Source organism: Marinobacter similis, from assembly GCF_000830985.1.
GTDB classification, from domain to species: domain Bacteria; phylum Pseudomonadota; class Gammaproteobacteria; order Pseudomonadales; family Oleiphilaceae; genus Marinobacter; species Marinobacter similis.
The window spans coordinates 49,238-67,373 of the sequence record NZ_CP007151.1 but is presented as its reverse complement, the minus strand read 5'-3'; the positions used below and the strand labels follow the sequence as shown (position 1 = coordinate 67,373).

Annotated in this window: 18 protein-coding genes and 1 pseudogene; 4 read left to right on the top strand and 15 right to left on the bottom strand. The window is 58.8% G+C overall.

From position 1 onward, the window contains the following. Nucleotides 1-2: 2 nt before the first annotated feature. The 3 genes and pseudogenes from AU14_RS00280 to AU14_RS00270 form a co-directional block, all read right to left on the bottom strand. A pseudogene (locus tag AU14_RS00280) lies at nucleotides 3-1,626 on the bottom strand (OmpP1/FadL family transporter). Nucleotides 1,627-1,664: 38 nt separating this feature from the next. Further along, complete coding sequence (locus tag AU14_RS00275) at nucleotides 1,665-2,675, bottom strand: hypothetical protein (RefSeq protein ID WP_041338110.1); 1,011 nt, start codon at nucleotides 2,673-2,675, stop codon at nucleotides 1,665-1,667. A gap of 53 nt (nucleotides 2,676-2,728) precedes the next feature. Beyond that, entirely contained in the window at nucleotides 2,729-3,529 is an 801-nt protein-coding gene (locus AU14_RS00270; protein WP_041338108.1) for a C39 family peptidase, read from the bottom strand. 246 nt (nucleotides 3,530-3,775) lie between these two features. Here AU14_RS00270 and AU14_RS20045 point away from each other — a divergent pair, with 246 nt between their 5' ends. Genes AU14_RS20045 through AU14_RS22475 form a run of 3 tightly spaced genes read left to right on the top strand, consistent with a single transcriptional unit; the run spans nucleotide 3,776 to nucleotide 6,530 of the window. Continuing rightward, the gene (locus AU14_RS20045; protein ID WP_236744243.1) at nucleotides 3,776-4,483 is read left to right on the top strand and encodes a MalT transcriptional regulator family protein; all 708 of its coding nucleotides are present in this window, start codon (nucleotides 3,776-3,778) and stop codon (nucleotides 4,481-4,483) included. After that, entirely contained in the window at nucleotides 4,462-5,913 is a 1,452-nt protein-coding gene (gene malT, locus AU14_RS20040; RefSeq protein ID WP_330218002.1) for an HTH-type transcriptional regulator MalT, read from the top strand. Before AU14_RS20045 ends, malT begins: the two co-directional genes overlap by 22 nt. Then, complete coding sequence (locus AU14_RS22475; protein ID WP_269079074.1) at nucleotides 5,913-6,530, top strand: LuxR C-terminal-related transcriptional regulator; 618 nt, start codon at nucleotides 5,913-5,915, stop codon at nucleotides 6,528-6,530. The genes malT and AU14_RS22475 overlap by 1 nt, the downstream gene beginning before the upstream one ends. 11 nt (nucleotides 6,531-6,541) lie before the next feature. On the opposite strand, the gene AU14_RS00260 is transcribed toward AU14_RS22475, so the two are convergent. From AU14_RS00260 to AU14_RS00235, 8 genes are all read right to left on the bottom strand, one after another. Continuing rightward, nucleotides 6,542-7,159 carry a DUF2238 domain-containing protein gene (locus AU14_RS00260; RefSeq protein ID WP_041338106.1) on the bottom strand — a complete coding sequence of 206 codons (618 nt, stop codon included), beginning with the start codon at nucleotides 7,157-7,159 and terminating at the stop codon, nucleotides 6,542-6,544. An 8-nt stretch (nucleotides 7,160-7,167) separates the two neighbouring features. Further along, the gene (locus tag AU14_RS20030) at nucleotides 7,168-8,088 is read right to left on the bottom strand and encodes an amidohydrolase family protein (RefSeq protein WP_236744242.1); all 921 of its coding nucleotides are present in this window, start codon (nucleotides 8,086-8,088) and stop codon (nucleotides 7,168-7,170) included. Between the two features lie 17 nt (nucleotides 8,089-8,105). Further along, on the bottom strand, nucleotides 8,106-8,915 hold the full coding sequence (locus AU14_RS20025) for an amidohydrolase family protein (RefSeq protein ID WP_236744241.1): 810 nt from the start codon (nucleotides 8,913-8,915) through the stop codon (nucleotides 8,106-8,108). 97 nt (nucleotides 8,916-9,012) lie between these two features. Continuing rightward, the gene (locus tag AU14_RS00250) at nucleotides 9,013-10,236 is read right to left on the bottom strand and encodes an efflux RND transporter periplasmic adaptor subunit (protein WP_236744240.1); all 1,224 of its coding nucleotides are present in this window, start codon (nucleotides 10,234-10,236) and stop codon (nucleotides 9,013-9,015) included. Between the two features lie 21 nt (nucleotides 10,237-10,257). Further along, nucleotides 10,258-10,782 (bottom strand): ABC transporter permease, encoded by a 525-nt coding sequence (locus tag AU14_RS20020; RefSeq protein ID WP_236744239.1) that lies wholly within the window; start codon nucleotides 10,780-10,782, stop codon nucleotides 10,258-10,260. Nucleotides 10,783-10,823: 41 nt separating this feature from the next. Continuing rightward, nucleotides 10,824-12,632 carry an ABC transporter permease gene (locus AU14_RS00245; RefSeq protein ID WP_236744238.1) on the bottom strand — a complete coding sequence of 603 codons (1,809 nt, stop codon included), beginning with the start codon at nucleotides 12,630-12,632 and terminating at the stop codon, nucleotides 10,824-10,826. Nucleotides 12,633-12,636: 4 nt separating this feature from the next. Then, a complete protein-coding gene (locus tag AU14_RS00240; protein ID WP_041338104.1) occupies nucleotides 12,637-13,347 on the bottom strand; it encodes an ABC transporter ATP-binding protein in 711 nt (236 codons plus the stop codon). A gap of 25 nt (nucleotides 13,348-13,372) precedes the next feature. After that, nucleotides 13,373-13,693 (bottom strand): TraR/DksA family transcriptional regulator, encoded by a 321-nt coding sequence (locus AU14_RS00235; protein WP_041338102.1) that lies wholly within the window; start codon nucleotides 13,691-13,693, stop codon nucleotides 13,373-13,375. 204 nt (nucleotides 13,694-13,897) lie between these two features. Here AU14_RS00235 and AU14_RS00230 point away from each other — a divergent pair, with 204 nt between their 5' ends. Next, entirely contained in the window at nucleotides 13,898-15,271 is a 1,374-nt protein-coding gene (locus AU14_RS00230; RefSeq protein WP_041338101.1) for an SLC5/6 family protein, read from the top strand. 29 nt (nucleotides 15,272-15,300) lie between these two features. Here AU14_RS00230 and AU14_RS00225 read toward each other — a convergent pair whose 3' ends face one another. The 4 genes from AU14_RS00225 to AU14_RS00210 all read right to left on the bottom strand — a co-directional run bounded on the left by AU14_RS00225 (nucleotide 15,301) and on the right by AU14_RS00210 (nucleotide 18,061). Continuing rightward, the gene (locus tag AU14_RS00225; protein ID WP_041338100.1) at nucleotides 15,301-16,308 is read right to left on the bottom strand and encodes an AgmX/PglI C-terminal domain-containing protein; all 1,008 of its coding nucleotides are present in this window, start codon (nucleotides 16,306-16,308) and stop codon (nucleotides 15,301-15,303) included. Nucleotides 16,309-16,393: 85 nt separating this feature from the next. Further along, a complete protein-coding gene (locus AU14_RS00220) occupies nucleotides 16,394-16,810 on the bottom strand; it encodes an ExbD/TolR family protein (RefSeq protein ID WP_236744237.1) in 417 nt (138 codons plus the stop codon). After that, the gene (locus tag AU14_RS00215) at nucleotides 16,807-17,334 is read right to left on the bottom strand and encodes an ExbD/TolR family protein (RefSeq protein WP_041338099.1); all 528 of its coding nucleotides are present in this window, start codon (nucleotides 17,332-17,334) and stop codon (nucleotides 16,807-16,809) included. Before AU14_RS00215 ends, AU14_RS00220 begins: the two co-directional genes overlap by 4 nt. 25 nt (nucleotides 17,335-17,359) lie before the next feature. Further along, nucleotides 17,360-18,061, bottom strand: a complete 702-nt coding sequence (locus AU14_RS00210) for a MotA/TolQ/ExbB proton channel family protein (RefSeq protein ID WP_041338097.1) — start codon at nucleotides 18,059-18,061, stop codon at nucleotides 17,360-17,362. Between the last annotated feature and the right edge of the window lie 75 nt (nucleotides 18,062-18,136).

The following is an 18,136-nucleotide window of genomic DNA, read 5'->3' as shown; positions in this document are numbered from 1 at the left end:
TATCAGAATTTGGTGCGAAAACTCAGGCCGGCCATGACCACCCGAAGCGAGTCTTCACGTCGAGCCCGGCATAGGGGTTGTAGATGATGTTGGTGATGTTGTCACAGTTTACGTTACAACTGGTGTCAGCCGGGATGGTTTCAATCGAGTGGAGATAGCTCAGGTTCAAGTCGATCTCGGTGTCTTTGTCCCAGCGATACCCCATCCCGATGCTGTAGAGGTTGGCACCACCAAACGGAGCCATGATAGAGCGCTGATCGTCAGGGATAACCGAGTCACGTATTTCCACCCCTGCCCTCAGGTCCAGCCGCGAAGACGCATGAAACTCGGCACCAAAGGCCCAGTTCCACTGGCTTTTGAAGCCCAGGGGCAAGCGCAGGGTGTTTGATGTGGCGTTATCCGGAGAGAGAATCTTGGCGGCGTTCAGGAATTCCAGATTGCGGTCGAAGCGGAACACAAACGCATCCCACTGAGCGTAGTCGGTCCAGCCAATGTCCGCATTGAGTGTCAGTTTCGGATGTACATCCACACTGATGCCGGTCTGGAAATGCTGGGGGTACACCAGGTCCATGCTGACATTACCGGCTTCCCGGGGAGCACCGGATGGCAAGCTGAGAATGGCCGAAGTGATGGCACCCAGCACTGAGCCATTGAGTCCTTGCCAGAAACCCGACCAGTCGTCGGTGTACTCGATTTCAAACGAGCCCTTGAGGTTCATAGCGGCTTCGGAGGTGTAACTGGCGCCCCAGCTGAACCAGTCCGTGGCTCCCACATCACGCCGAGGGCATAGGTAGGCGACAGGGTTTCCTGGACATTGATACTCAGGGCACCGATGTCATCCCAGGGACCGATGTTACCGCCACACAGGGCCAGCCACGGCTGCAGTGGCTCATCGCCGCTTTCGCAGTTGAAGGCGTCCTGCAGTATCTCGGCCACCCCCAGCAACATGTTGGGTGCCCGCATGTACTGGTCGGCGGCAATGCCCATGTGGGACAGGTGGATACCCGCTCCCACGGACCAGTGTTCGTTGATTTCATAGCCAACTGTGGGCGAAAGGTAGGTAGTCCGCTGCAGCGCAGTCGCCTGCGGCTGGTATCGGCCCGGATCGTCCTTGTCGCGGTAAAAGCCGGCCGCCAGGGGCAGATAGAAGGCATTACCAAAGGTCAGCTTGGAGCCGGGCGGGTTGATACTGATACCGGCCGACGGCGCAACCGCAGGCCCGGGTGGTGCCCGCAGAATGCCGTAGCCGGGCACATACAGGGCAACGTTATTGGTGTGACTGTGGGTGTTGGCGACCGGATCTCTCTGTCTGCCCGTCAGCGGATCCGTTTCCAGACCATCAATACCAAAAATTTCATAGCCATCCGGCGCGTGGAAATCGGCATCAATATCCAGATACACGTTCATTAGGGTGACTTCCAGCTGACGACCGTCCAGCTTGGTCAGTCCCGCCGGGTTGTAATGAATCGCCATGATGCCTGGCGGATCCGCCGTCACCGCGTTACCCAACGCCAATGCTTTTGGGTGGATGGTGAGGTTCTGTGCGAGCTGGGCCTCGGCACCACACGCGATGGTCGAAGCAATCAGGGCCGCGAGAATCTGCCTTTTGTGGCTGTTGTGTCCCATGAAGTCCTTCCCTTCCCGTAAAACGTCGACGGCACCAATCACTCTTTGAGGCCGGAGAAATTAATGGGCAGGGATACACCCAGGGAGAAGTCCGGGGCATCCTCGGTCAAACCGATACCAAGGCTGGTATTCACAATGGTGGTGTCACTGACCCGTGTGCCCAGCGACATACTCAGGAAGCCGGTCATCTGGTCCTGGGCCACCGCCTCGTCACCGTTGCTGAAGGTCAGTATTGTTTCATCGTTGTAGCTGAGCTGTGCCGAGATGCTGAGGGAAATGTCGTAAGACAGGGAGTAGGCAAAACCAGCCGAACCCGACAGGCCAAAACCGGGATCCACCTTGACCAGCCGCCGGGCGCCACGAACCTGGTCCAAACCGTCAACTTCAAAGTTGTAGGTCAGGCTTGTAGAACCGAACACCACTACCGGATCCAGCACTTTGGAGAGACTCAGGCCACCAGACAGGGAGTAATAACCACTACCGGTGGACAACTGCTCCTTGATATCAATTTCATAAGGGCTTACGCCGGTCTTCGAAGTGAAGGTGCTGAACAGCGTGGTGGACATTTTGCCCGGCACATAGGCAAACGGCTGCCAGCGCCCGGTAAAGGAGATATCACCGAAGTCGTACACGGTGAGCTCATCCTGGGAGTCGTATTTCACCACCAAAGGGACACGGGTACCAACGGTCAGGTTGTCCAGAAGACCGTAGTCGTAGGAAAAGGCATTGGTGAAGTTGTGAGTGGCCGAGGGAACCACATCGAGATTCTCCACCGAGTTGTCCGAAATGCTCAGATCAATACGCTGATCAGCGGTATAGGAGTAATCAAAAGAGTATGTCAGGGAGTGAGTCCCCTTCTTCTGCAGCGAGTAATTCTTCTCGGCAGCCTGGAAAACCTCCTCCAACTGGCGGGATGAATCCTCATCGCCCTCCTGCTTGGCCAGGGCTTCCCGCGCCTGGTCCACATTTCCTTCCTGCGCCAGGGCCATGCCCGGAAGCAGTCCTGCCGTGGAAACAAGGATAACGCCTCGCACAAACCAACGATTCATCCTGACTCCCTTATTTTATTTTTAGTTTCCTGGCCCGGGAATGAACCCGGAAATTAGTTGCGACGGTAGTGCAGCTGCTTTCTTGTGTTCTCGACACTGCCATCGGGATTGTTTTTCTGGCGTTCCAGCAAGTTCTGGATTCGTCTTTCGGTTGCTTCGTGGAATGCTGGAATTCGTTCCAGTGCCAGCATGGTCATGGTCTGGTCGTCAACGAAACGCAGGTCTTCCTCTTTCAGTTCGAGGTTATCCAGTGGCTTGTCACTGCCCGGGAAGACGATGAACAGCACGTTGTCGTCCCACTTGTCCTCAAACTCCGCCAGCAGAAAAGAGATGTTGCCCACCGACGGATCGGCCAGGTACACCCGGCCATCCCGGATGGTTCGCAGCACCACGAAATGCTTGAAACCGGCATGATTGATCGGAACGATGGCGGGGTGATCCAGATCCTTAAGGTCGTCGATCGATGCCCGAAATCCGCCGGAGGGATAGCCCAGCGCAGTAACGAGGCGCTTCATATCCAGCATCGAAAAGGCACGGCGCTCAACAATGCGCTCGCTTTCTCCGTAGTGGAGCAGCCCCTCCATCACCTGTCGCTCTGACAGGCTTCGCCCGAGGTAGAAATTGAGCACCGTGGTGAGTGCGGCACTGCCGCAGCTGTAGTCATAGGCCTGCCGAACGATGTTCCGGTACTTCTGCTCAACCAATGGCTCTACCCGGGTATCGAAACGCAACAACACCGGTCCCGAGTCCACGTCCTGCTCGATGACAACGCTGCCCTTTTCAAACGGCTCCACCACGGTGGCTTCCTGCACCATGGTGAATGTAAGAATGGATCCGGCGAGCACCAGCAGCATGTCAGACGAAGTCCCTGTTTTTATTGGCCATAATAATTGGGGGTTACACGTTGTTACGGTAAGATACCGAAAAGCCTCCGCCCTGAAAGATAACTGTGCCTCAAATCTGTAGCCGCAGGCGCCGCCCCCTGGATCGGTTGTGAGAACTGGTTCAAGGCTTGGTTAGCGACCGCGGCATAAGTTGACGTCAACCGCCAAAGCGGGTATCAACGCGGATGGGTTTTCCACTTCCAGATGTAGATCCTGATGACAACAATATTAAATCCGGGGCTGACTACCTTTATCGCGGCCAAAAACGCGACACCACAGGCACCCACCGCACTTTTGCCAAGGGAAACATTTAACGATTTCCTGCAGGGGCTGGGGCCCGTCAAATTGCTGCTGGTGCACGCACCGGCTGGTTATGGCAAGACCACAACAGTAGCCGAGCGAATTGAGGCTCTGGAGCTGAAGTCCGCCTGGTACAGGCTTGAGGCCAGCGATAACGATCCGACCCGTTTCGGCAGCTATCTCGCCAATGCCCTGAATCTGGCCACCGAGGGCGGGTGCCAGCATACGCTCCAAACCCTGAAGGACACTGGCTTCGAGAGTCTCGAAGCGCTGGTAACCGGCGTGCTGGCGGAGTTGGTTCCGGGGGATGAGCCGTTGTTCGTCGTACTGGACGACTACCACCTGATCACCAACCAGGAAATCCACGACGCCATCCGGTTTCTGCTTCGGCATCTTCCAGCCAACTTGCACCTGGTTCTGGTGAGCCGAACCCTGCCGCCCATTGGCGTGGCCCAGCTCCGGATGCAAGGACTGCTCGTCGAAATCACCAGCCGGGACTTGGCCTTCGGTGCCGACGAAGCACAGGCATACCTGGAAAATCGACTTCCATTTGAACTGTCTCGCGAAAGCATCGAGCGCGCGGTACGGAGAGTTGAAGCTGGATCTCAGCACTGCAGCTGTTAGCGACCACTGCCCCCACCAGTCAGGATTTCAATGACTTCGTGGATCAACTGGAATATGGCAACCAGCACGTTTTCGACTATTTCGACGAACTCGTCGGCCAGGATCTGAGCGACCAGCAACGTACCTTCCTTCTGCGGACCAGCATCCTTGACCGGTTTAACGCTGGCATGGTGATGCGGGTTATGGATGACACCGATGGCCAGTCGCTGCTCAGCAGCCTGCTGTCCATGGGTCTGTTCATTGCGCCGGTCGATCCCTCTGCACTCTGGTTCCGCTACCACCCGCTATTCTCGGTGTACCTGCGTCACTTGCTGACCTGCACCACCCAGGAAAACCAGCGCGAGCTGCACCAGCGGGCCGCAGATGCCTGGCTGGAGTTGGACGACGCTGAAGAGGCTGCCAAGCACGCAGTAGCCGCAGAGGATCCCGAGCGCATTAACCGCGTGCTCAGCCTGCACGGCCGCAAGTTTTTCACCGAGGGCCAGTTCATCCTGCTGCAGCGCTGTCTTGATGCCCTGTCCCAGGACCAGATTGCCCAAGACCCGACCCTGACCCTGCTGCGCGCCTGGGTCGCGCAGGGTCAGTACAAGTTTGATGAAGTGGAGAACTGGCTGTCTGCGGCCGAAAATCGCCTGCAAGCCTCCATGAGTGAGGACACACAAAAAGCCGTGCACGGTGAGTTCAGCGCCATACGCGCCCAGGTCGCTATGAACTATGGTGACGGCGACCGGGCATTGATCCTGGCCCGGGAGGCGATTGAGCAGGAAGCGCGATTCCTTCCAACATCCCGGGTTGCGGCCGCATCGGTGATTGGCGAAGCCCTGTTTGTACGGGGTGAACTGGAGGAAGCGCTGGCCCGAATGCAAGACACCGAGCATTTGGCCCGCGCTCACCAAGCCCACCAGAATGTCCTTTGGGCTCTTTGTCAGCAGAGTGAGATCAGCGTTGCCATGGGCCTTCTGCAAAAGGCCTATAACATCCAGGAGCGGGCTTTCCAGTACGCCGAGGACAATCAACTCAACCACCTGCCAATACTTGAGTTCCTGTTCCGGATCCGCAGCCAGATCATGTGGGAATGGCATCACCTGGAGAGCGCAGAGCGTTGTGCCCTCCAGGGCATCGAGATTCTCGAAGCCCAGGGCGAGCGCTGGTACGTGCAAAGCTACACGTCGCTCGCCAAAGTGGCTCACGCTCGGGGCCGCCAGAGCCTGTGCGCCGATTACATCGGCAAGATTCAGAAGATGCTGGCCGCGGGTGACTACCATCTGGACTGGGTCGCCAACGCCCAAGCCACCATGTTGTCGTACTGGGATGCAGTCAAGGATCAGGATGCCATTCAGCGATGGTTAACCGTGGCGCCACCTTGCGATCCCGCTGTGGCAACCAACCATTTTCATCAGTGCAACGGCCGTAACCGGGCCCGGGCCTGATGAGCCTGGGGCGTCTTCAAGAAGCAAAGCCACTGCTGGAATCCCTGACCAGGGTAGCCGAACACTATGGTCTGAAAACCGACCAGAACCGCAATCACATCGGTCTCGCCTACCTGCACTGGCAGCTGGAGGACCGCGAGCAGGCCCTGGAACAAATGACCCTGGCGCTCCAGCAGGCCAGCACTACCGGTGCCGTCGGCAGTTTCCTCCGGCTTGGCAAAGTCCTGATCGTTATCCTGAAAGCGCTGATCAACGAAGAAGCCATTGACGGCATGGAACTGCAGCGGGCGGAACGGCTTATTCAGCTGGCCCAACAGCAACGGGACTTCAGCCGGGCTATCCGGATTTCATTGGACGAGGCCATCATTCAGGACATTATCGACCGGCCGGACGTACCCGAGCTGATCCGTACGTCACCACTCACCCGGAGGGAGTGGCAGATCCTGAGTCTGATTCACGCCGGGCTTTCCAACGATCAGATTGCCGAACATCTGAAAGTGGCCTCCACCACGGTGAAGACTCACATTCGTAGCCTGTATCAGAAACAGAATATCAGCCATCGGTCTGCGGCTATCGAACTGGCCAAGGACCTGCTCAGCAAGATTCAGGGCGAATAGAACTCTAAGACTCAGGTGCTGGCGAGTGCTGCAAGCTGACGATCCTGTACCCGCCCCAACAGAACCAGGGCAAGGATGGCACCAGACAGCGCCCACGCCATATCCGACTGGGTATCCCAGACATAGCCCTGGGTGCCCAGGAACGCCTCCGCGGCTTCGTCGCTGAGGAGCGCGACCCACCATTCGATCAGCTCGTAAAAGGCACTCACCGCAAGACAGAAACAGACAATGAAAAACGAGGGCCAGCCCCGCCGGGCAAACACCTCGAACCGGATGACCAGTTCACGGGCGATCAGCGCGGGCACGAATCCCTGGGCGAAATGCCCAAGCTTGTCGTAGTTGTTGCGCTCCCACCCCATCCAGTCACCCAACCGCTCAAACGCCGGCACCTCGGCGTAGGTGTAGTGGCCGCCCACCATCAAAATAATGGCGTGAGCCAGGATCAGCCAATACACCAGCGGTGTCAGTGGAAAGCGCAGGTAACACCAGGCCACGAGTACGAACCCGATCACTGCGGGCAACACTTCAAGAGCCCAGGTTGCGCGATCTTTGGGAGCAATCGCGGACCAGATCAATACGGCAAGAAAAGCCGTTGCCCAGATCAATGCAGGCCAAGGTCTAGAGGTCATGTGATTTCCTAGGCATCCCTCGTTGCCGACAGGAATTGGCCAAAGCCCATTTCCTTACCCAGCTCAGGCGTTATCATTTCATCGGTCACTGCCGGGCGGCCATTGATCAGCACGTGTTTCACGCAGCCTGGCACCCGATTAACCATGCGTTCCAGGTCGAAGTTTTCCATCTCGGCCCAAGTCACCTGTTCCAGATCCTGGTCCAGGCCCTGCGGGTCGATGATGGTGATATCAGCCCGATCCCCTTCTCTGATATGGCCAGCATCAATCCCTAACCAGTCTGCCTGCTCACCGGTGAGACGATGCACCGCGCGCTCCAGTGACATCACTGGGCTGTCCTGATGGTGGCTGTCCCGAACCAGCTTGAGAAACCTCAGCGGCAGGTTGTAGAACGCCATGTTACGAATGTGGGCACCGGCGTCAGAGAACGTGATCAAGGCATGGGGGTTCTTGACCATTTGCTTGAGCCGGTCCTCACGATGGTTGCCGATCACCGTGAACCAGCGCAAGTCACGTCCATGAACCACCACCGTATCCAGAAAAAAGTCCACCACGTGAACCCCCCGCTCGGCGGCCAGCTCAGCAAAGTTGCGTCCAACCAGGCTCTGATCCGGGCAACCAAGAATGGTGGCGTCGCCAAAGTCCCGCTGCCAGACCCGGGGCGACAGTTTGTTCCGGTAGAATTTCCGGAAGGTGCGGCGATAGCTCTCGTCTTGCAGCAATTCATTGCGTTCAAGCTGATCGCGCACATCCAGCGCCATCTCACCGGCCCCGAACTCCTCAAACAGCACGACGTCCATGCCATCGGCATAGATAGCAAAAGGCGTTGGCAAGAGCTGCCAGCGAAAGTTACCTCGAAGTGCATTGGCAATCCAGGCCACCAGGTTGGCCATGGGCCGAACGGTGGGATTGCCCTTCAAATCAATCATCGCGATCAGCGTGGTTTTCAGCGGTTTGCGAAACCAGCCCAGGGTCTCCCGCAGATACTGGGTGACCTGGAGCGGATTGGCAGCATTGGGCGCGCCTGATGCACCCGGCCATAACGCCGCAATAGCCGGTTCAGCCGGCTGACCTCACGCCAACGGGCGTAGGTACTGGGCAAACTCTTGGACCATTCCCGGTCACCATCTACCTTGTCCCATTTCAGGCACATGGTCGACAAGCCCAGAAAACCCAGCTGTAGAGCTTCCGCCAGCAGCTGCTCCATCCGCCCCATTTCTTCCGACGTTGGCGTTACCTTGCGATCCGTGGCGCGGTTGAGTCCCATCACCCCTACTCGCAGATCACTGTGGCCGAGGAAGCTGATGACATTGGGGCCGAGCGGTTGTTGCCGGATGAAGCTCAACCAGCCCGAGGGCGTCCGCCAGCTCTTATGCTGCTGGAGAATGGGCAATACTTTCTCCCTCGGCACAGTCTCCACCCGGGTAAAGATGTCCGAGGCGTCTTCCGCGTCGGAACAGACCATGCTCAGGGAGCAGCTGCCAATCAACACGGTGGTAACGCCGTGCCGCACCGACTCGGACAGCGAAGGCGACACGATCAGTTCGGCGTCGTAATGGGTATGGGTATCCAGAAACCCTGGCATGACCCAACAGCCCTCTGCATCAATCACACGGTCTGCGAGGCTGAGATCGGGTTCTGAATTGAATACCCGCTCGACCCGGCCGTCACGAATGGCAATGTGGGCAATACTGGAAGGCCCGCCGGTACCGTCAAAGTAGCGTCCGCCGAGGATGAGCGAGTCGTAACGCGTCATGGAGCTGAACTCCCGTTTTGTTGTTTTGCTCTTGTTGTTCTTGGACACCAAGTCTAGCGAGCGACGCGGGATTTTTCCCTGTTTTTTCGGGTCATTCTCAACGTTCCTGAATCCTTGCTCCGTCCTTTAACTGGCTGTCCGGGTGGCGCACGACCCGATCACCCTCGGCCAGACCGTCCAGGATAACCGTATCCAGGCCATTGCTCCGGCCCGTCGCAACCGCCGTACGCTCGGCCCGGCCCTCAATCGCCCGGAAAACCTGGTCCTGCCCGGACTCCTGGAATATCGCCGAGGCTGGCACCCGCAGCATATCCTCTGCCTCCCACAGCACAAAGGTGGCATCTACCCGATAGCCATCACCCAGCGTCTGCCAGTCCTCAGGGGGACTGACAATATCCGCCACCACTTGCACCCGCTGTTCTTCCACACCCAGGGCCGAGATGTCCTCAAAACCTACCGGTTCTACACGCCTCACCGTCGCCTCAAGGGTGGGCCCACCCCATCCGTTGAGGTGAACCCGGATTCCAGAAGCCAGTTTCACAGCGTCAAAACTCAACACGTCCACCACCACCTCCAGCGCGCCAGGATCACCCACCTCCAGAATGGCTTCGCCCGCCTGTATCACGCCTTCACTCTCGCGAACCAGATTAAGAACGGCTCCAGCGACCGGAGATTTCACCGGTACCCGCTCCACCTCGCCATTACCGGACGACCGAGCGGCCGACACCTCCAGCCGGGTACGCGCCGCCTTCAGCTCATGGGCCATAACCTCCTCATCGAAACGGGCCGACCGCAGATTCGCCTGTGCCCGGGCATCGGCGGCTTCCGCTTGCTGCAGTCGGTCTTCCGATACAAACCGGCTATCGCTCAGGGCCCGAAGACGCACCAATTCCTTTTGAGCCAGAGACGCCTCGGCCTCGGCCGCCGTCACTTTCTGACGAACCGAATTCAACGCTGAGCTGGCGGCGCCAATCCGGGCTTCGGCTTCTGCCCGGCTGCGAGCATCCAGAACACTGGCGGGCATGGGGTCCACCTCGGTCAGCAACTGACCCGGTGCAACCGGATCGCCCACCTCAAGCGAGAGCCTGTGCAGGTACCCCGACACCGGCGATGAAACCAGGTAGCGGTCCTTGACCCGGGTTTTGCCCTCCTCCGTGATCGACACAACCAGTGCGCCCCGAGTCGCCGGCGCCAGATCCACCCAGACCGGGTCCGGGCGCAAAGTTACAAACAAGGCACCCAGGGCCAAGGCAACGAACACCACCCAGAACACCCATTTCGCCGAAAAACGTTTAACCACCATAGCCAGTCCCTGGTCCATTCATGCTTGTTCTCATTTTGTTCACTCTCTGGTTTTCAGCACGGCCACCAGATCCAGATGTCTGAGACGCCACCAAGCAACACCACCGGACACCATGGCCGACACAAAAACCACCGTCGCTGAAATGCCCAGCGTATGTGCGGTGATCGTCAGCGGCACCCGGTACAGCTCCGTTTGCATGGCGGTGACAATCATCCAGGCCAGGCCCTGGCCAAACAGCCAGCCGCTAAAAACGCCAAACACCAGCAGCACAGCCATATCCCCGAACAAAATGTGGGCGATCTCGTTCTGGGTGTAACCCATTACCCGCAGACTGGCCAGTTCGCGGCCTTTTTCGGCGAGTGCGATGCGAATGGTGTTATAGATCACGCCGAAGGCAATGATTGCCCCGAGCAGACTGTTGAAAAAGGTGAACGTCAAAAAGGTGCGTGCCAGGGTGTCGTAAAAACTGTCCAGCATCGCCTGCCGGATGCCGATACCAAGCACCCCCGGCGCCTCCCGCAGGCTTTGATAAATTTCGTCGTTTCTGGCTGGATCTACCGACAACAGGATCTGGTTGATGACAGGTCCTTCCCCCAGAGCCCGATTCAGGCCGGCAGGCGCATGTACGCACCGACGCCAAGAAACTCACTGGTCACACCGGCCACCGGCACAGAGAGGGTTCGCCGATCCCCTTCCAACAGCTCAACATTCAGGTCTTCTCCGGGGCCGACGCCGAGTTCCGTTGCCAGAAAATCGGTCAGCAAAAGCCCCTCCGCCGGTAGGTCTACGGGTTGCAGGTCCTTGTCCACCACGAACTGCAGACGGGCTCCGGCCGGCATACCATGCAGAGCACTTCTTCGGTCGCGGTGCCCATTCACCAACCTTACCGCCACCGATCGCCGGCCTTCGGCATAGCGTATGCCCGGCTGGCGCTGCAGGCCGAACAGCGCCGCGGCGTTCACCGGCTCAACCAGGGTCGCGGTCAGATCCTGCTGCTGAACCCGGGCAAATTCGGTCTGGACCATGAGCGAAACGGAATCGAACTGGAAATTACCAACCATGACGATCGCCGTCGCCATGGCTATGCCAACCATCGACAGCAATGCACGCAAGGGCCGGCGGGCCATTTGCCGGATAATCATGCGCGAGGGCTGGCTCAGGCGGATCCCCGAGAACCACCGTTCAGCACCCGCCATTCGAAACCGCGCTGGGCCCTCCGGGCGCATGGCTTCAGCAGGGGGCAAGGCCGCCGCCTGGCGTATGGCCCGCCAACCACCGAGCCAGGCCACAAAGCCGGTGATCAGGATCAGCAGTGCAAGCCAGGCCGGGTTCAGGCGGAAGAGCAAGCCCGGCAGACGATAGAACTCCATATACAGCTCACCCAGCCCGCGCCCCAACCAGACACCGGCGAGCAGCCCCAGAACTAGTCCAATGGCGGCGATGGCCAGCACCAACTGACTGTAGTGCCAGGCAATCTGCCGGTTGCTGTAGCCAAAGGCCTTCAGCACCGCAATGATGTCGCGCTGGGTATTCACCAACCGGCTGATCACCACGTGCAGCAGGAACATGGCAACGCTCATGAAAATCAGGGGGAAAACCGTCGCCATGATCTTGAGCTGATCCAGATCATCGCTGAGGAAACGGTGGGAAAACTGATCCCTGCGGGAAAAAGCGCCGGTGGCACCGTATCGATCCAGCACCCGGTCCAGATCATGAATTACCGAGGCCAGTGGGTAACCCGGCTGCACTCGGACAACTACACTGTTGAACGCGCCTCGCATATCCATGGCCGCCGATAGCGATTCCTGGCTGAGCCAGAGTACGCCGAAGCGCTTGAAATCCGGCAGCATGCCACCGGGCGGAAGCACATAGATAAATTCCGGGGACTCCACAATGCCGGTAACCACCAGAGTCTGCTTGCGGCCGTTGATGATTACCGAAAACTGATTACCGGGTAGCAATCCATGGGATTCGGCAAATGCACCGACGATCGCGGCCTCGGCATTGCGTCCAGGCGCGGGTAATCGTCCCTGCCTGACAAACAGCCTGTTGACATCAGGTTGACCGCTCTGTGGCACCGACAGCACCCTGGCCGACACAGGTTCGGTGAAGCCAGGCAGTTCCAGTTTTGCCGCCGCCTCCACTCGTGCGCTCAGGCGAACCACTCCGGGGATTTCCGACACCCGATGCAATACCTGTCTTGGAGCGCGTTTGAGCGGCGCGAAGACCTCGGCAAACTGATTCTGCTGGTAATACAGTTCGCGGGTCGCATTCAGGGAGGAATACGCCACCAGTGACATGACACAGACCGCAACACCGCCTGCAATCACCAGGGCAATGGCCAGTACCTGCCCCCTCATCCGCCAGAGTTCCCGCCGCAACTTGGTGCCAAGCACACTCCGGGCGAGAAACATCAGGCTACCAGCTCAGCTCTTTCGGTGGCTGGCGTTCGCTGTTGCGTCGCTCACCACTGATGCTGCCATCGGACATCGTGATCACCCGGTCTGCCATGCCGGCAATAGCCGCGTTGTGAGTGATGATCACGGTTGTGGTTCCGGTTTCACGGTTGGCACTTTCGAGCGCCTCAAGTACCAGTATGCCGGTGGTGGAATCCAGTGCTCCGGTCGGTTCGTCGCACAGCAACACCGCCGGACGCTTGGCTATTGCCCTGGCAATGGCGACCCGTTGCTGTTCACCGCCGGACAGTTGGGCCGGAAAATGGAGCCCTCGATCCTGCAGCCCGACCAGGCTCAGTGCCTCTTCCGGGGTCATGGGGTTGGCCGCGATTTCAGTGACTACGGCAACATTTTCAATAGCAGTCAGGCTTGGGATCAGGTTGTAGAACTGAAAAACAAAACCAACATGCTCGCGGCGGTATCGGGTAAGCAGTCGATCATTCGCGACGCTCAAATCGAGATCGCCATAGCTAACTTCGCCGGAGGTGGGCAAATCCAGGCCACCAAGGATATTGAGCAAAGTCGACTTGCCGGAACCGGACGCCCCCAGCAAGACCACCAGTTCACCGGTGTACAGTTCCAGATCCACACCGCGCAGGGCGCGAACGGTAACCTCTCCCTGATCATAGGATTTGGTTAGGCCCCGGGTTCGGAAGACTGGCTGAGACTCCATCGTCGTCCAAACTCACCGTTAGCCATCACTCACCGGCGCAATCCACACAAACGGTGGTGTATGGCAGCACCTGCAAGCGTCGGGGATCGATAGGCTCGCCACAGGACTCGCACTCGTCGCCCAGGCCGTGGTCGATTCGCTCCAGGGCGCGCTCAATTTGCACCAGCTCCTCGCGGGTTTCGGTCTCAAGAGAATCCACCACTTCGTCATTCTGGGTTTGGGTGGCCTGCTCCTCGAAATCCTTGTCCAGGGCCCCATCTTCCCGATGCTGGTGGGCTTCAAAGCGGGACAACCTGGCTTTCAGGTCGGCTCTCAGGGTCTCAAGTTCTGCCTTTCGATTCGTCATCAGCGACTCCTGTCAGTCCGTAGACCGGTCATACATTGGCTATTCCTCACCTTAAAGGATAAGCCCGTCCTCTGCTTGATGCTTGTCAAAATTCCAAACGCGGCAAGGAGGAGCACGCCAAAGCCCGCCGTGGCGCGGTTCTGACTCGCCGCTCAAACGCGGTTATGGCACTATTGCCTTCCCTTTGACTGGCGGAGCCCCCAAATGTTCTACACCACCGTGGCAGCACTGACTGCCGCCCTACTCGTGTTCACCTGGTTGGGGCTGCGCGCCCGTCTGGCCGATGGCGGCCTGGACGATTACGTCACCGCCCGTAATAGCCAGGGCGCACGGGCACTGGGGCTTTCATTCCTGGCTTCGGGTATGGGTGGCTGGATTCTGTTTGCGCCGCCTGAAGTGGGGGCACTTGTTGGCCCGGTGGCACTGGCTGGTTACGCCATCGGTGCCGCACTGCCGTTCATCGTGTTCGCCTTCTGTGGGCCGGCAATCCGGCGTTTTCTTCCTGAAGGCCGCAGCATTGGGGAGTTCGCACAGGCCTGTTACGGCCGTGGCGTGAGGCACTACGTCTCGCTGATTTCCGTACTCTACATGCTGTGTTTTCTGACTGCCGAATTGACCGCTATTGGCGCGATTACTTCTATGCTGTCCGGGGTCAATGGCAACCTGGTGGTACTGGGCGTTGCCATCACCACCCTGATCTACACCGCCTGGGGCGGCCTGCGCGCCAGCATCGTTACCGATCAGTGGCAGGCGTTCCTGCTGATTGGCCTGCTTGCCATCGTCGGCTTTGTTGGGCTTGGGCAACTGCCAGAACTTTCCACCGCGCGCCTGCCCGATGTACCGACTGCCAGCGCCCTCAGCGTGGCGCTCACTCTGGTGATTGCCGTTACTGCGGCCAACCTGTTTCACCAGGGTTATTGGCAACGTCTCTGGTCAGCCCGGGATACCGACAGCCTGAGCCGTGGCGCTGCCCTGGGTGGCATCATTACCGTTATCGTCGTCGCGCTTGTCGGCGGTCTCGGCATCATGGCCGCGCTCAGCGGTACCGATATAGGCAACCCACCAATCCCGTTCTTTGCCTTGCTGTCCGAGGCACCGGTGTGGCTTACGCTTCCGGCACTCATCCTGGCCATTACCTTGGTTGCCTCGTCGGTTGATACCTTGCAGAACGCCCTGGCCTCACTCGCGGTTACCGAAAAACAGGGGCTGTCGTTGAACGCCGCGCGCTGGATCACCGTAGCTCTCATGGTACCGGTGGTGCTGGTGGCACTGCAGGGCATTTCGGTTCTGAGACTTTTCCTGATCGCGGACTTGCTGTGTGCCACCGCCGTTCTGCCGGTGTTGATGGGCTTGTGGTCACGGATGACGACGACAGCCGCCATTCTCGGTGGCCTGGCCGGTCTTCTGGGAGCAATCCTGCCGGGCTGGATTGCCGGCGAATCGGTGATGGCGGGTCTGGAAGCGGCCAGTTTCCCCGGCAGTATCCCAACCCTGATGCCATTTGTAGGCGCCCTGGTCGGATCCGGTCTGGTCAGTGTGGCGTTTGCTCTGACCCAGCCGAAAAACGACCGGGCCTGAGCTGGGAACAACGGTTGTCCGGCTAAGTCTTAGCTGGACAACAGTTCAATCGGATAGCGGATCTTGGTGGTATCGACGCCCGGACGAGCCCCGAAATCCACCAACCGCAGGCGGTTACAGATTTTGTTCTCGAGCGCCGGCGCATTGAGTGTCGACTCCACTACCGAGCAGCTGGAAACCCGGCCACTCTCCTCGATCACCAGTTCCGGCGTGATACTGCCCTGCAACGAGGGTTTTCGCCGGAGTTCCCGGTTGTAAATGCTGTAAATCGCCGACTTATTGGCATCCATGGTGCGCCGCAATTCTTCCTTGCTGCGAGTCTTCGAGGCCACCTGTTGCTGCTCACGCCGCGCCGCCTCTTTCGCCGCAGCTACCCGCTCAGCCTCTTTGACTTCCGCCCGCTGCCGCTCGGCCAGCGCCACCTGACGGGTTTCCCGCTGCAGTGCCGCTTCGTCCACCCCGGCACTTTTGCTGGTCTCAGTGGCTCGCGCGGCCAGCGCGTCTGTGGTCTTGCGGGCGATCGGCTCAGCCGTTTTGGTCACCGGCGCGTCCAGTTTCACGGACTTCGCCAGCGAACTCAGTTTGGAGAGTTCATTGCCCATGGCCAGGATGCCGGTATTCCGTGCTTTCTCACGAGCCTTCTCAACCTCCTGAGGCTTGGGCTCAGGTTCGGGCGCTTCCACCACTTCAGGTTCTGGCTCGGGTTCCGGAACCGCTACCGGCGGTTCGGGGACCGGTTCAGGCTCTGCCACCTCCACCGGCTTTTCCTCCGGCTCTGGTTTTTCCGGCTCGGGTTCGGGCTCCGGCTCCGGTTCAGGCACTGCCGGTTTCGGCGGTTCTTTTTTCTCAATGATGAGCTTCGCCAGTTGCGGCGGCAGCGCCTCTTTTTCCTTGCGATCCTGCTCCGGCAACTCGATCCAGGTGACGTAACCGCCAAAGACGAGAAACAGCGGCAGTACCACCGACGCTACCGTCAGCAGGCGTTTCCGCTCGCCACGCTCGCGATTCCAGGGGAGTCCGTGCCGATAATCCATCATGATCAGGCCCCCTGCTCTGTGCGCTGGTTCACCGCCAGGGAAATGGCCGCGTAACCGGCGTCCACACAAGTGGACATGATCTTCTTCAGCAACTCATAAGGCAGTTCCCGATCCGCAGGATGGTTATCGGGCGGCCTGCCTCGGGCGCCGGTGTTCTGGAACGCCCGGCCTGGTAGCTGAGCTCTTCCTTCAACGCCGGCTCCACTCGGCCGTCAAAGGCCTGGAAACGGGCACGATCGAGCACTACCCGACCGTTCACCAGGATATCGCTGTCGGTCACGGTGAGCGCCAACACATCGTCCGGGCGCTGTTCCGCGGTGGAATCCGGCAGTTTGATGGTGCTGTCCTGGTTCAGGACCTGCACGTCGGAGGACGAATTCACCATCAGGAAGAACACCAGGATGGTAAAAATGTCCATCAGCGACACCAGGTTCATCTTGCCCTGATTCTTGTTGCGCCGGTAATGACGTTTGAGCCTTCTCGCTTTTGCGGATTCTTTCATGAGCTCACCTCGCCACCCTTGGCCGTGCCAGCCTGCTCGGCCTGCACTGGCGCGTCACCCAGAGAGATATCCGGGAACAGTTCGGCTTCGACCACACTTCCGGCCACCACTGCTTCGTACGACCTGACCGTGTCCATTACCGACACCAGGGTCTGATAAGAGGTTTTCCGGGAGGGCATGATGATGACGTCTTTCTTGTCCGGGACCCGGCTCTTCAGTTCTTTCATAACGTCTTTCAGCAACACGAAATCGTAGTCGCCCTCTTGCTCCGGGATGTTCTTGATTACCCCGCCCTGGTTATCGGCAACCACCAGGCGGTCATCGTAGATCACCACCTGAATCTGTAGGTTTTCCTTCTGTTCCGACGAGACACTGTCTCCGGTCGGAAAATTCAGCTCGAGCACGCTGGTATGGGCGAACACCATATTCAGCAGCAGAACCGGCACCAGCACAATCATGAGATTCATGAACGGGGTGATGTCGAGATCCGCCTCACTCTGTAGCCTGCGATGCTTGCGTCTCATGGCCTGATGTCCTTTTTACTGGTTATCAGGCCACCGATCCTGCCGGTGCGGGATTGTGTGCTGCTGCGGGCCCACCCTGCGGCTGCGCCGGAGCACGCTGTCCTGACCCGTCGCTCAGGAGGTTAAGCACCTTGATGCCCGCCATCTCGAAGCTGTCGACGATTTCGTTGGTCTTGGTCTGAAGCAGCGAGTGAATCAGCAGCATGGGAATGGCCGACATCAGGCCGAAGGCCGTGGTGTTCATGGCCACAGAGATACTCTGGGACAGCAGACTGGCCTTTTGCGCCGGATCGGCCGCTGCCACCGCGGTGAACGCGGAAATCAGACCGATGATGGTGCCCAGCAGGCCCAGCAGCGTGGCAATGTTGGCAAGAGTCGCCAGATATTGGGTGCGCTTCTCCAGACGCGGCATTACGTCCAGCAAACCCTCTTCCATCGCGTACTCGATCTCTTCCCGACCCTGGCGACGTGCCAGACGCTGCAGGCCAAAACCAATCATGGTCGACATGGCGCTGCCGGATTCCTGGGAAAAATTGAGCGCTCCTTTCAGATCACGCTTGGCAATCATCTGGTGCAGGCGATTGAAGTCGCGTCGGTTGGTCAGCTTTTGGGCTGACAGGTATACGTATCGCTCGATGGCTACAATGAGTCCGACGATCAGCACTACGGCTATCGGATACATAAAAAAGCCACCTTCCTGGAAAAAGCGAACGGCGGTATCAATCATTATCTGGGCGCTCCATGGTACGGGTTTTGGATCAGTGTAATGGGTGGCTTCTGCAGAAGCCGTAAGTTCGCGAAA

Bases quoted from the DNA above. Each gene is read 5' to 3' on its own strand.
- AU14_RS00275 (WP_041338110.1), bottom strand. From the start codon at position 2,675: ATGAATCGTTGGTTTGTGCGAGGCGTTATCCTTGTTTCCACGGCAGGA.
- AU14_RS00270 (WP_041338108.1), bottom strand. From the start codon at position 3,529: ATGCTGCTGGTGCTCGCCGGATCCATTCTTACATTCACCATGGTGCAG.
- AU14_RS20045 (WP_236744243.1), top strand. From the start codon at position 3,776: ATGACAACAATATTAAATCCGGGGCTGACTACCTTTATCGCGGCCAAA.
- AU14_RS22475 (WP_269079074.1), top strand. From the start codon at position 5,913: ATGAGCCTGGGGCGTCTTCAAGAAGCAAAGCCACTGCTGGAATCCCTG.
- AU14_RS00260 (WP_041338106.1), bottom strand. From the start codon at position 7,159: ATGACCTCTAGACCTTGGCCTGCATTGATCTGGGCAACGGCTTTTCTT.
- AU14_RS20030 (WP_236744242.1), bottom strand. From the start codon at position 8,088: ATGATTGATTTGAAGGGCAATCCCACCGTTCGGCCCATGGCCAACCTG.
- AU14_RS20025 (WP_236744241.1), bottom strand. From the start codon at position 8,915: ATGACGCGTTACGACTCGCTCATCCTCGGCGGACGCTACTTTGACGGT.
- AU14_RS00250 (WP_236744240.1), bottom strand. From the start codon at position 10,236: ATGGACCAGGGACTGGCTATGGTGGTTAAACGTTTTTCGGCGAAATGG.
- AU14_RS00245 (WP_236744238.1), bottom strand. From the start codon at position 12,632: ATGTTTCTCGCCCGGAGTGTGCTTGGCACCAAGTTGCGGCGGGAACTC.
- AU14_RS00240 (WP_041338104.1), bottom strand. From the start codon at position 13,347: ATGGAGTCTCAGCCAGTCTTCCGAACCCGGGGCCTAACCAAATCCTAT.
- AU14_RS00235 (WP_041338102.1), bottom strand. From the start codon at position 13,693: ATGACGAATCGAAAGGCAGAACTTGAGACCCTGAGAGCCGACCTGAAA.
- AU14_RS00230 (WP_041338101.1), top strand. From the start codon at position 13,898: ATGTTCTACACCACCGTGGCAGCACTGACTGCCGCCCTACTCGTGTTC.
- AU14_RS00225 (WP_041338100.1), bottom strand. From the start codon at position 16,308: ATGATGGATTATCGGCACGGACTCCCCTGGAATCGCGAGCGTGGCGAG.
- AU14_RS00220 (WP_236744237.1), bottom strand. From the start codon at position 16,810: ATGAAAGAATCCGCAAAAGCGAGAAGGCTCAAACGTCATTACCGGCGC.
- AU14_RS00215 (WP_041338099.1), bottom strand. From the start codon at position 17,334: ATGAGACGCAAGCATCGCAGGCTACAGAGTGAGGCGGATCTCGACATC.
- AU14_RS00210 (WP_041338097.1), bottom strand. From the start codon at position 18,061: ATGATTGATACCGCCGTTCGCTTTTTCCAGGAAGGTGGCTTTTTTATG.